The 12644-nt window shown below is 73.3% G+C and carries 9 protein-coding genes; all 9 read right to left on the minus strand.

Annotated features, from left to right (window positions below):
- Position 1: 1 nt before the first annotated feature.
- From OG943_RS21420 to OG943_RS21460, 9 genes are read right to left on the minus strand one after another with little or no spacing between them, the layout of a single operon-like run.
- Entirely contained in the window at positions 2 to 844 is an 843-nt protein-coding gene (locus OG943_RS21420) for a 3-hydroxyacyl-CoA dehydrogenase family protein (protein ID WP_328611566.1), read from the minus strand.
- Positions 841 to 3873 carry a beta-ketoacyl synthase N-terminal-like domain-containing protein gene (locus tag OG943_RS21425; protein ID WP_328611567.1) on the minus strand — a complete coding sequence of 1011 codons (3033 nt, stop codon included), beginning with the start codon at positions 3871 to 3873 and terminating at the stop codon, positions 841 to 843. Before OG943_RS21425 ends, OG943_RS21420 begins: the two co-directional genes overlap by 4 nt.
- Positions 3870 to 6272, minus strand: coding sequence for a non-ribosomal peptide synthetase (locus OG943_RS21430; RefSeq protein ID WP_328611568.1), 2403 nt, complete (start codon positions 6270 to 6272; stop codon positions 3870 to 3872). Before OG943_RS21430 ends, OG943_RS21425 begins: the two co-directional genes overlap by 4 nt.
- Positions 6272 to 7756, minus strand: coding sequence for an FAD-binding protein (locus OG943_RS21435; protein WP_328611569.1), 1485 nt, complete (start codon positions 7754 to 7756; stop codon positions 6272 to 6274). Before OG943_RS21435 ends, OG943_RS21430 begins: the two co-directional genes overlap by 1 nt.
- Positions 7749 to 8738 (minus strand): aminoglycoside phosphotransferase family protein, encoded by a 990-nt coding sequence (locus OG943_RS21440; protein WP_328611570.1) that lies wholly within the window; start codon positions 8736 to 8738, stop codon positions 7749 to 7751. Before OG943_RS21440 ends, OG943_RS21435 begins: the two co-directional genes overlap by 8 nt.
- Positions 8735 to 10000 (minus strand): hypothetical protein, encoded by a 1266-nt coding sequence (locus tag OG943_RS21445; RefSeq protein ID WP_328611571.1) that lies wholly within the window; start codon positions 9998 to 10000, stop codon positions 8735 to 8737. Before OG943_RS21445 ends, OG943_RS21440 begins: the two co-directional genes overlap by 4 nt.
- Positions 9997 to 10974, minus strand: a complete 978-nt coding sequence (locus OG943_RS21450) for a transketolase C-terminal domain-containing protein (RefSeq protein WP_328611572.1) — start codon at positions 10972 to 10974, stop codon at positions 9997 to 9999. The genes OG943_RS21445 and OG943_RS21450 overlap by 4 nt, the downstream gene beginning before the upstream one ends.
- Before the next feature lie 10 nt (positions 10975 to 10984).
- Entirely contained in the window at positions 10985 to 11764 is a 780-nt protein-coding gene (locus tag OG943_RS21455) for a transketolase (RefSeq protein WP_328611573.1), read from the minus strand.
- A gap of 33 nt (positions 11765 to 11797) precedes the next feature.
- Positions 11798 to 12535, minus strand: coding sequence for a HalD/BesD family halogenase (locus OG943_RS21460; RefSeq protein ID WP_328611574.1), 738 nt, complete (start codon positions 12533 to 12535; stop codon positions 11798 to 11800).
- Positions 12536 to 12644 lie beyond the last annotated feature (109 nt).

Genomic DNA, 12644 nt, shown 5'->3' on the forward strand with positions numbered 1-12644 from the left:
GTCAGTTCCCGTCGTAGGAGTAGAAACCGCGGCCGCTCTTGACCCCGGTCCGGCCCTCGCCGACCATCCGGCGCAGGTGCGGGTGGGTGGCGAACTCGGCGGTCCCGTAGTGCTCGTGCAGGACCTCGAGCGTGCGCACGACCGTGTCGAGGCCGATCAGGTCGGCGGTGCGCAGCGGCCCGGAGGTGTGGCCGAGGCAGCCCTTGAACAGCTCGTCGACCTGGTTCGGCGTGGCGACGCCGTCCGCGACGACGGCGGCCGCGAGGTTGACCACCGGCATCAGCACGCGGTTGATCACGAAACCGGGGGCGTCGTTGACCACGACGGAGCGCTTTCCCATGCGGCCCAGCAGGTCCTCGACCGCGGCCAGCGCGGTGTCCGAAGTGGACGGTGCGCGGACGACCTCGACCATGTCGATGCGGTCGACCGGGTTCATGAAGTGCGCGCCGACCACGCGGCCGGGGTCGGCCAGGCACTCCGCCAGCCGGGTGATGGGGATGGCGGAGGTGTTGGCGGCGATGGTCACGCCGGGCGCCAGCACCTTGTCCAGCAACGGGTACAGCTCGCGTTTGCCGAGCTCCGACTCGGTGGTGTTCTCCACCACGAACCCGGCGCCGGCCACGTCGGACAGGTCGGTGGTGGGCCGGATGTCCAGCGGCCGCGGTCGCCGTCCGCCCAGCAGCGCGGCCAGCCGCTCGTGCCGCCGGACGGCCGCGCGGGCCGCGTCCAAAGCGGCGGTATCGGTGTCGACGAGGGTGACGGCGTAGCCCGCCGCCGCGGCGGCGTGGGCGACGCTGGAGCCGATGACACCGGCTCCGATCACTCCGAGCGTGGGTGTGCTCATGACACTGGGCTCCCGTGGTCGAGGGGTTCCGGCTCGTATTCGTTGGTGGCGAGCCATTCCTGGACCTCGCGGGTCATGCCGCCGAGGGTCGCGGAGGCGAAGACGACGGAGGAGGGCACGGCCCGTCCGGTGAGTTCCTTGAGGCCCGAGATCAGGTGCACGCCCATCAGGGAGTCGCCGCCGAGGTGGAAGAAGTGGTCGTCCGGGTGCACTTCGCGCAGTCCGAGCAGGACCCGGAAGCGGTGGGCCAGGAACTGCCCGACCGAAGATCCGGGTGCCTCCTCCTCCGGCGGCGGCTCCTGCGCAGGAGTCTCGGGTACCGGCTCGGCCTGCCGCGCCGCGCCGGGCGCCGGCCAGGGACCGGCGGGCGGCTCGGTGTCGGGCAGGTACCGGCGGCGCAGCAGGGCGCGCGGGGGCAGGGTGGCCCGGCGCACCGGGTTCCGGTGCTCTGGGTTCCGGTCCACTGTGTCCCGGTGCAGGCGCGGCCAGTCGGCCTCGACCCCGTGGGCCCACAGTTCTCCCAGTGCCTCCAGCAGGATCTGCCGGTCGCCGGCGTTCTCGTAGGACTGCCGCACGGTGCGCACGCACACGGCGTCCGGGTCGGCCTGGGCGATCCAGGGCCGGGCGGTCCCCGGTCCCACCTCGACCAGGACCCGGTGCCGGGACAGGACCAGCCCGGCCGCCGCGGCGAACCGCACCCGGCTGACCATGTGGTCACGCCAGTAGCCGGGTTCGGGCACCTCCCCGTCCAGCCACGCGCCGAGCACGCTCGAAGCGATGGGGATGCGGGCCGGCGCCAGGTCCACGTGGCGCAGGTCCTCGCCGAGCCGGGCGGCGGCGGCCGCCAGCTGCGGGGTGTGGAAGGGATGCCTGGCGTCCACGGGCAACGTGGTGAACCCCGCGGCCCGCAGCCGGCCGGCCAGCGTCGACACGGCGTCCGGGCGACCGGAGAAGACGCAGTGGCCCGGCCCGTTCTCGGCCGCGATCCAGGTGTCCTCCACCGCGTAGCGCTCGACCTCCTCCGCGGCGGCGAGCACGCTGAGCATGGCGCCCGGCCCGGCGGTCTTGACCAGGTCGGCCCGGCGGGCGACGGCGGCCATCGCGTCTTCGAGCCCGACGACCCCGGCCAGCACGGCCGCCACCCACTCCCCCAGGCTGTGGCCCAGCAGCGCGGCCGGGCGGATCCCGAGGTCCATCAGCGTGCGGGCCATGGCGTGTTCCATGCAGAACAGCGACAGGTGCAGCTCGCGCAGTTCACGGGGCGCGGGCGCCGAGCCGTCGCGCCGCAGCAGGGCGCGCAGGTCCACGCGGTCGCCCCCGCGGTCCGGCCGGGCCGGCTCGGTGGCGAACGACCGGCCCACGGCGCCGTCGGTCAGCGGGTCCGCCACGGCCACGACGGCCTCGAGGTTGCGGGCGAACAGCGGGTCCCTGCGGGCCAGTTCGGCGCCCATGCCCGGGTAGTGACTGCCGATGCCCGGCAGCACGAACACGACCTCGGGGGCGTCGGCGGTGGTGTGGCCGCGCTGGATGCGCAGCCGGTCGCTTTCGAACGCCCCGGCCACCTCGTCCGGAGAGCGCACCACGGCGTAGGCCCGATGCGGATAGCGGTGGCGTGCGGTCTGGGTCGTCCACGCCGCGTCCGCGATCCGCGAAGGGTTCTCGCCCAAGTGGTCGCGGAGCGCGGCCAGGTCGGCGTCCAGTGCGTCCGGGTGGTGGCTGGACAGCAGCAGCAACTGGGGATCCCGCGAGGGCGTCGTCACCGGTGCGGCGGGCGCTTCCTCCAGCACCACGTGGCAGTTCGTGCCGCCGAGGCCGAAGGCGCTCACCCCGGCCCGCCGGGGCCGGCCGGGCACCGCGGGCCAGTCCAGGGCCTCGCCCAGCGGCCGCAGCGGGCCGGACCGGGCGGCCAGGTCGGCGGGCAGCCGCTCGAAGTGCGGGGTGGCGGCGAAACGCCGGTGGCGCAGAGAAAGCACCACCTTGGCGAAGCCGGCCAGGCCCGCCGCTTCCCGCAGATGCCCGAGACCGCCCTTGACCGCCCCGACGTGGACCGGGTGGCCGGCCTCGGCGAACACCTCGGCCAGCGCCGACCACTCGGTGGAGTCCCCGATCAGGGTCGCGCTGCCGTGCGCCTCCACGTAGTCGATGTCCGCGGGCCCGAGCCCGGCCACGTCCAGCGCGGCCCGGATCACCTCGGTCTGGGCGGCGGCGTCGACCCCGGCGAAACCCGACTTGCCGGAGCCGTCGTTGTTCATGGCGCTGCCCCGCACCACGGCCCAGATCTCGTCGCCGTCGCGCACCGCGTCGGCCAGCCGCTTGAAGACGACGGCGCCGACGCCGTCGCCGGGGACGGACCCGCCCGCCGCCGCGTCGAAGGGGCGGCACACCCCGTCCGCGGAGCCGATGCCGCCGAGCGGGGCGTCGTAGCCGCCGGGAGCGGGGACCCGGACCGAGGACGCGGCGGCCACGGCGAGGTCGCTGCCGTGGCCGAGCAGGTCCTGCACGGCCAGGTGGACGGCGGTCAGCGCGGTGGAGCAGGCCGACTGCACGGTGACGGCGGCGCCCTGGAGGCCGAGCCGGTAGGCGACCCGGGTGGCGGCGTAGTCGCCGCGGTTGGTCACCTCCAGGGACTGGGCGTCGACGCCGGGGCGGCCGGCCAGCGCACTGCCGACCCACCGCTCGTAGTCGCTGTGGCCGACCCCGGCGTAGACGCTGACCGCCGTCGTCCCGGCCCGGTCGACGTTGGCCGTGCCCAGCGCCTCGTCGACGGCCTCCAGCAGCAGCCGCTGCTGCGGATCGGTCAGCAGCGCCTCGGACGCGGCGATCCCGAAGCGGTCGCGGTCGAAGTGACCGGGACCCGGCACCGATCCGTAGGCGGGCACGAACGTGGCGGCCGCGGCGGCTTCTCGCCGGGTGATGCTGTCTTCGCCGGCTTCGAGGATGGACCAGTACCGCGCCACGCTGTCACAGCCGGGCAGCCGCACGGACAGCCCGACGACCGCGACGGCGTCCTCGTGGTCGAGCGCGTTCACTTCGAATCCCCTCCTTCGACGTGGGTGGCGGCCCGCGAGCGGACGCGCCGGCGGCGGTCGGACGGCCGCCGGGCGGGCAGTCGGGCGGGCTCCTCGGCGTCCAGCAGGCGGGCGCAGCCACGCGGGGTGCCGGCGGCGAACACCTCGGCCAGCGCGAACTGCCGGCCCGCCGCGGTCTCCAGCGCGCCGCGCAGCAGCATCAGGCGCAGCGAGTCGCCGCCGAGGGCGAAGAAGTCGTCGTCGAGGCCGACCTCGTCCAGCCCCAGGACGCGGGCCACCAGCTCGGCGGCCCGGCGCTGCCCGGCAGTTTCCGGTGCGGTGTAAGGCACTTCGAGTTCCGGACGGCCACGGGGCACGACCCGCAGGGCCTTGCGGTCGACTTTGCCGCTGCCCAGCAGGGGCAGGGCGGGCACCGAAGCCAGCCGCGCCGGCACCATGAAGTCCGGCAGCCGCCCGGCCAGGTATGCACGCAGCCGCTGGACCGGGATCTCCTCGCCCGCGGGCACGACGTAGGCGACGAGGGCGGCCCCCTGGTCGGGATCCGGCGCGCTGACGACGGCGGCGTTGGCCACGCCCGGGTGCCCCCGCAGCACGGTCTCGACCTCCGCCGGCTCCACCCGCTGCCCGCGCACCTTGACCTGGTCGTCGGCCCGGCCCAGGTACTCCAGCTCGCCGCCGGGCAGGTACCGGGCCAGGTCCCCGGTCCGGAACACGACCGGCGGGCGTCCGGGATCGTGCCGGTTGGGCAGGAACCGCTCGGCGGTCAGGTCGGGCCGCCCGAGGTAGCCGTCGGCCAGCCCGGGGCCGCCGGTGTGGATCTCGCCGGGGATGCCGGGCGGCACCAGCCGGCCCGCCGCGTCGCACAGGTACACGCGCATGTCGAGCGGGACGCCGACGTTGGTGCCGGGGCCGCCGGTCCCGGGGGTGGCCGGGGCCGCGGTGCGGTGGCAGACGTAGTCGGCCTCGCTGAGGGTGTAGGTGTTGTGCACCTCGAAGCCCAGCGAGCGCAGTTCGCCCTCCAGGTCCTGGCTCAGCGCCTCGCCCCCGACGAACACGTGCCGCAACGCGGGCGCCGTGCGGAACGCGGGCTGGGTCAGCAGCAGCCGCAGCATCGACGGCACGAAGCTGACGGTGGTGATGCCCTCGTCGTGGATGAGCCGGGCGAGGTAACGATCGTCGCGGTCGCGGCCGCGCTCGGCCAGCACCGCGGTGCCGCCGCCGGCCAGCGGCCAGACGAACTCCCGGAAGCTGATGGGCGACTTGAGCAGGTGCCGGTCCGCCGGGCCGGGGCCGTAGAGGTCCTGTTCGAGCCGGATGCGGGAGGTGTGCATCCGGTGCGGGCGCACCACGGCCTTGGGGGTGCCGCTGCTGCCCGAGGTGAACAGGACGTAGGCCGTGGTGTCGGGCCGCGCGGTGTCCGGCGGCGGACCGGACGGCTGGTCGAGGGCGAGCAGGGCCTCGACCTTCAGGGCCTGCTCGCCGACGGCGGCGTGGCCACTGGCGGTGGTGAGCACGGCCACCGGGCCGGTGAGGCCGAGGATGTCCGCGGCCCGCGGTGCGGGCAGTGCCGGGTCGAGGTAGACGAACGCGCCGCCCGCCTTCCAGATGCCCAGGATGGCGGTGAACAGGCCGAGGTCCCGCTCACCGGTCAGCACCACGAGGTCGCCGGGTTCCTTGAGGTACGGGAGCAGGCCGTGCGCGAACCGGTCGGAGGCCGCGTCCAGCCGGCCGTAGGTCAGTTCGGTGTCGCCGCACCGCAGGGCGACGGCGTCCGGCGTGCGGGCGCTCTGCTCGCGGAAGAGGCGGTGCAGGGTGACGTCGGCGTGCGGGGTGTGCGGGGCGTTCCAGGTTTCCAGCAGGAGCGTGCGCTCCGCCGGCAGCAGCAGCTCGACGTCGCCGGCGGCCCGGTCCGGGTGCCCGGCGAGCTCGTTCGCGAGCAGCGCCAGGTGTTCCGCGACCCGATCCGCGCTGGCGTCGTCGAATACGGCGGTGTCGTGCGCCAAGTCCAGTGCGGCACCGTTGACGGAGAGCGTCCAAACAGGACGGCCGAGCCCGGCCGGCGGCACCTCGGCGCGGGCCGGGAGCACGGCCGCGTACAGCTCGCCCTCGGCCGGCGGCGCCGCGGGCCGCGACCGGACGGCGTCGGCCAGTTCGCCCAGCGGGGTGGCCTCCTGGTCGGCATCGCTTTCGTGGCAGACAAAAGCGCGCCCGTCCTCGGCGACTCCGACGACCTCCCAGCCGGCGCCGTAGCGGTGCAGCAGCAGGCGGCTCAGTGCGGCCAGCCGGGCCACCCCGCCGGGCCCCTGCAGCAGAGCGGCCGCCGGGGTGCTCAACGGTGCCGTGGCGTGCCGGGGCCGCGGCTCGCCGTGCCCGGGAAAACGCTGCGGGAGAACGATCATCACCGATCCCCGCCCGTCACGGTCGCCAGGCCGGCCCGGCGGCGCAGCACGGAGCGGGCCGCCGCCATGCCGGTCGCGGCGCCGTAGGTGATGCCGATGATCTTCGAGGAGCTGTCGCCGACGAAGTACAGCCCGGGGACGGAGGACTCCAGGTCGCCGGAGAGGTCGAGGTCGGGGAAGATCCGCTCGATCACCGGGGCGGCGACGGTGGCCGTGCCGGGCACGAGTCCCGGGTGCAGGGCGTTGAGCCGCTCGACCATGGCCAGCACGTCGCGGACCAGCGACGGGGGCAGGCACTCGCGCAGGTCGCCGTGGTGGTAGTTGATCAGGCTGGTGGTCAGCGGCCCCGCCGGGACTCCCCGCCCGGCCAGCTGGTCCACTGTGGACACCACCGGACGCCCGCCGCCGTAGTCGGCGACCCTGGCCGCGAACGCGGCGGCGTACTCGGTGCCGTCGACCCCTTCGGGCAGGTCGACGGTGGTGAGGACGCCCATGTTCGACTTGGTGGTGGGCTGGTTGAGGCAGTGCTGCCCGTCCAGGGCGACGGCGTCCAGGAAGCCGTACTGCATGACCCGGCCGCCCCCGCAGACGCAGAACGTGCGCACCGAGTGGCCTTCCCCGTTCAGGAAGGACAGCTTCGGGTTGTGGCAGCCGTTCAGCAGCAGGTCCAGATCCTCCCGCCGGGCCTCCAGCCGCACGCCGAGGTCGACGCGGCGGCTGGGCCGGTGGCGCACGCCGATCCGGCCGACGAGCTCGCGCACCCACGGCAGGCCGAGCTTGCCCACGCCCACCACGACGTCCTCGGCGTGGAACACCGCCGGCCCGTCCGGCGTCGCCGCGCGCACCTCGAACCCGCCGCCGTCCAGCGGCTCGATGTCCTCGGCGCGGTGGTGCAGCAGCACGCGGCCGCCGTTGGCCTCCAGTTCGGCCTTGAGCCCGGCGATGACGACCAGCGAGTCGTCCACCGTGACGCTCTGCGAGAGGGCGGTGTCGACGTGCTGGAACATCGAGCCGAAGGAAGGGTCGTCCCCGGGCTCGGCAGGCTCGGCGGGCGGCAGCCCCAGTTCGTAGAAGATCCGGTACGCCTCGGCGATCAGCTCCTGGGCGCGGTCGAACGAGCCGAGCGCACGCTCCAGCCCGCTGTAGGAACGGACCGTGCCGTCCGGCGCCGACTCGATCTTCGAGCGGGTGAGCGAGGAGATGTAGCCGAGGTTGGTGTCGAAGTGGAAGGCGGCGCCGCCCAGCCCGGTCAGGCAGGTGCAGCGGGGGCACTGCAGGCGGAACTTCTCGGCGTCCCGCACGGACCGACCGTCCATCCGGGCCACCAGGCGGGGGCACAGGCTCTCCCGCATGTCGCCGCCGGCCTCCAGCAGGGCGACGCGGCGGCCGGCCCGCACCAGGGTCAGCGCCGCGAACAGTCCGGCGGGACCGCCGCCGATGACCACGGCGTCCGTGCGGACCGGCGTGGTGTTGGTGTCAGACATGATTGCTCCCGTTGACCGTGGGGCGCCGTTCGAGGTAGCGCTCGAGGAAGGGCCGGTAGAAGAGCCGGCTGGTGTCGCGGCCTTCGGCTTCGATGCGCTCGATCAGCCACTGGCAGGTGAACGGCAGCAGGTCGAGCACGCGGCCGGGCCGCTGGCCGGTGCCGGCGCCGTAGTGGTCCAGACCGCGGGCCAGTACGGAGCCGAACCAGTGCCCGCCGTCGAAAACCCGGTCGTAGAGCCAGTCGAAGCCGCGGTCCGGGTAGTCGGGGAAGACCGCGAGCGCCGTCGTGATGAGCAGGTTGACGACGTCCATGGCGGCGATGCCGGTGGCGCGGTAGTCCTCGAAGTCCAGCACCCTGGCGGTGCCGTCACGCGGGTCGCAGCGGACGTTCCACGGGCCGAGGTCGCCGTGGGTCGGCGCCAGCAGTGCCGTGCGCAGCGCCTCGTCCGCGTGCCGGACGCCGAACTCCGGCGTGCGGACGTAGCAGGCGGCCGTCTCCAGCGCGAGCTCGGGCGTGCTGGAGACCGCGGGACCCGACCGGTGCAGTTCGACGACACGGTCCACGGCCGGGCGCAGCACCCGCCACAGGCCGTCCGGGGTGTCCACGCCCGCGACCGCGGTGGGCAGGTCGACACCGGGCAGGTAGCTCATGGTGAACCCGCCCCCCAGCTCGTCGAGCGGAGCCGGGCAGCCCAGGGGCGACGGCGGCCGGAAGGAGCGCAGGACCTCCAGTTCGCCGGCGAGCTTCGGGTCGCTGTGCGACAACGGGATCTTGGCCACCGCCACGGCCTCGCCGTCGATGTCGAGCCGGACGAACGTCCGGCGGCGGACCTTGCGGGCGCTGGCCGGGGTCCAGGTGCTGGTGTGCACGCGCTCCGGCGACACCTCGCCCTGCCCGGTGCGTTCCCGGTGGGCGGCCAGCATGAGCCGGGTGATCTCGTCGGTGTCGACGGTGCGCTCCGCGAGGTCGGCGGCGGTCACGACGTCCTCCCGGCGGGAGTGGGGAGGTCACTGCTGACGCGGGCCAGCAGGTCGGCCAGGGCGGGGCCGCCGAGAAGCCCGCCGAGCTCGTCGACGGCGGCGTCGCGTTCGGAGTCCGTCAGCTGCCGGTAGCCGGCCAGCCGCTTGTTCAGGTAGTCCGCGAAGGAGCGGTACCCGGCCTCGTCCGAGAGGAGTTCACGGGTGAGCCGGTCCAGCGCCCGCGTGCCCTCCAGGTCGTCCTCCGGCACCTCGAACCGGGTGCCGAGGTCGATCAGGCTGGCCGCGTTGTCCCCGATCGCGGTACCGCGCAGGGCCCGCAGGTTGGTGACGTGCCCGTAGTGCTGTTCGGGCAGCAGCAGCGGGAGCTTGCGCAGGATGACCGCCTCGTGCAAGGAGGTGAGGCTGGGCGGCACCGCGTACAACGGGGCGTGGGCCAGGTGCCGCAGGAAGTCCTTGTGCGGCAACATGGTGTACTCGATCTCGACGCCGCCGTGGGTCTCGGTCACCGACTCGCGGAACGCACCGCCGCACACCAGGACGCGGCGCAACTCGGGCTGCGCCGCGGCGAGTTCGACCACCCACCGGCGCAGCAGGTCGAGATAGGCGTTGTGGGACTCGTAGTCCAGGAAGAAGTTCTGGAAGCCGCCCAGGTTGATCAGCAGGTCGGGAATGCGGTCCGGCGCGGGAGCGGACAACGCGGCTTCCAGCGCGCCCCGGTCCACGATGGGGCCGCACAGCTGGATGTGGCTCGCGCCCGCCTTGGTCAGGGAGTCGATGCGCGCCGCGACACCGGGGAAGTTCTGCGCGTACGACCGGGTGGCCAGCAGGTGGGCCAGCAGGATGCGCTCGTGCGGCGTCAGCGTGTCGAAGACGAACCGCGCGGTCTCGTCGTCGGACCAGCGCACGAGCTGGGCGCGGGCGGCCAGCTCCTCGATGCCGCGCTCGGTGAGCCAGAAGCTCAGCAGGCTGTCGAAGAACAGCACCGGCACGTCGGCGCGCACCGCCCAGAACACCAGCTCCGCGTCCATCACGCTGACCACGAAGTCGGCCTCGGCCAGGCCGGCCGCGACGTCCTCGTGCCGCTGGGTGTCGCCCTCGGTGATGGTGGTGAAGCGGTGCACGTGGCGCCGCGCGAAGTCCAGCGCGACGTCGCGGCCCGTGAAGTCGATCGTGGCGCCCTCGAACAGCGGCGATATCGCGGTCAGTTTGGAGATGGGTCCGAAGCCGCAGGCCTGGGCGCTGGAGAAGATCCTCATCGTCACGCTTCCCTCGTCTTCCGGTTGCGGTAGCTCAGTACGGCGGACCGGATGCTCTGGCCGTCGACGCCGTAGAAACGGAGAAGGTCCTGGTGGGCGGCGACCGGCGGGTACCGGTGGTCGGTGTGCAGGCTGAGCACCACCGGGCCCCGGCGGCCGAGTGCCTCCACAGTGGACGGACCGAGTCCGCCGGGCGCCAGTGATTCCGCCGCGGTCACGACGAGCGGCCGGCGGCCGGCGAGCTCGCGGATCGCGGTGGCGGGAAAGGGGCGCAGGGCGGTCACCGAGGCGACGGCCGCCGCCACCCCGTCCGCGGCCAGCCCGTCCGCGGCGTCGAGCGCCTCGGCCACGCAGCGCCCGGTCGCCAGGAGCAGGACGTCGTCGCCGTCCCGCAGCAGCCGGGGTCCGCGGGGATCACCTTCGGCAGCCGCGGCCGGCAGCACGGGATCGGGACGCGCGGAGAGCCGCACGTAGGCCGGTCCCGAGGGGTCGGCCAGCAGCGTCCGCACCACGGAGACGGCGTCGGCGGCATCGGCCGGGCAGAACACCCTCATGCCGGGCATGGCCGACATCAGGGTGATGTCGTCCGTGGCGTGGTGGGTGGGGCCGAGCGGGCCGTAGCCGAGGCCGCCGCCCACGCCGAGCAGCACGACCGGCAGGCCGGGCACGCACACGTCCAGCCGGATCTGTTCGTACGCCCGGCGGACCAGGAACGGCGCCATGGCGGCGGCCACCGGGCGCAGGCCGGCGCGGGCCAGCCCCGCGGCGACGCCGACCAGGTTGGCCTCGGCGATGCCCGCGTCCACATAACGACGCGGATCCTGTTCGAGGACCTGGCTGAACAAGGCCCGTCCGTCCGCGCCCAGTGCGATCAGGCCGGGGTCGGCGGCCACGGCGGCGGCCAGCACCGGGGCGAGCGCGGCTCGCATGCTCTGCGGCGCAAGGGATGTGCGGTGCACCGGGATGGATGTGGTGGTCAAGGTGCTCTCCTCAGGCCGTCGCGGTCAGTGCCGCGACGGCGATCCGGCGTTGGGCGGCGTCCAGCTCTCCCATGTGCCAGGCGGGATCCCCCTCGGCGAAGGGAACTCCCCGGCCCTTGGTGGTGTGGGCGATCAGCACCGCCGGGCCGTCACCGGCCTGCAGCGCGGTGACGGCGTCGGCGATGGCCGTGATGTCGTGGCCGTCGCTCTCGCCGACCCGCCAGCCGAAGGCCCGCCACTTGTCCGCCAGGGGTTCCAGCGCGCAGACCTCTTCCGTGTCACCCTCCTGCTGAAGGCGGTTGCGGTCGACGACGGCCACGAGGTTGCCGAGCCGGTGGTGGGCGGCGAACTGCGCCGCCTCCCAGTTGCTGCCCTCGTCGAGCTCGCCGTCGCCCGTGATCACGTAGACCCGGTGGTCCTGGCCGGCGAGCCGTGCGCCCAGCGCCAGGCCACTGGCGAGGGACAGGCCGTGGCCCAGCGCCCCGGTGGCCGCCTCGATCCCGGGGATACCGTCCGACGGGTGCCCTGGCAGCTCGTTGAGGTCCGTGGTCAGCACGCCCAGTTCGGCGAGCACGGCGTACAGGCCGTAGGCGCCGTGGCCCTTGCTGAGGACGAGCCGATCGCGGTCCGGCCAGTCGGGGCGGGCCGGGTCGCGGCGCAGGATCCGGGTGTAGAGCGCGGCCAGCACGTCGATCAGCGAAAGCGCGGGGCCCAGGTGGATGGCCTTGCGCGCCGCCAGTTCGACGACACGGAGCCGGGCCCGCCTGGCCAGTTCGTCCGCGTTCGACATAAGGAACACTCCTCGCGAGAACGGGGTGGGCTTTCAGACGCAGAAAAGGTCTTCCATGGTTTCGTGCGAGATTTCCTTGCTCAGATCCCGTTCGGCCGCGTAAGCCATGTTGATGATCGTGCGCGTGGCGCCTTTCTCAACGGGGTGCACGCGGTGCAACGTGGTGTCGGTACGCAGCAGGTAGATGTCACCGGGCCGCAGCTCGTACGAATAGATGGGGTTGTTCACGAGCTGCTTGAACACCTGCGGGTCCTTTTTGTCCCAGGCCGTGTTCGGCACCGTCTGGACGAACCCGCCGAACTCGACGTCCGGGCAGTCGACCACGAAGATCACGCCGAAGCTGTAGTCGTCCCAGTGCCAGCCATGCGTGTCACCCGGCCGTTCGAGGTGCGTGATGACGTAGTGCTCGGGCTCGTACGAGCACTCCAGCACCTGTTCACCCGCGACGTTGCCGAGCGCCTTGACGAAGGCGGGGCTGTTGTACAGAGCGACGACCGCGCCCCCGTGAGCGCGGATGTCGGCGGCGGTGACGTTGCGCATGTACCGCGGGCTGTTGCTGGTCTCCGCGAGGTGCAGATCGCGCCGGACGGACTGTTCGGCCAGCAGCTCGTTCACCTCGGCCGAGACCATGGCTTTCACGTCGTCCGGCAGAAGGTACGACACGAGCGCGAAGCCCGTTTCGTAGAACGACTTGCGCGAAACCCACAGCTGCTCGCCGTCCACCTCACGGTGAAGGTGCTCCTCGATGGACGAGTCCAGTGAAGTTACCATGGACAATTCCGTCTCCCTAATCGGTCTTGTGCAGCATGGAACATTTCTATCAGCCCGGATCCCCCGGTAGCCAGCAATGTAAATGCCACCTAAACGCCCGCCTGCAGCT

It is taken from the genome of Amycolatopsis sp. NBC_00345 (genome assembly GCF_036116635.1).
Classification (GTDB): Bacteria; Actinomycetota; Actinomycetes; order Mycobacteriales; family Pseudonocardiaceae; genus Amycolatopsis.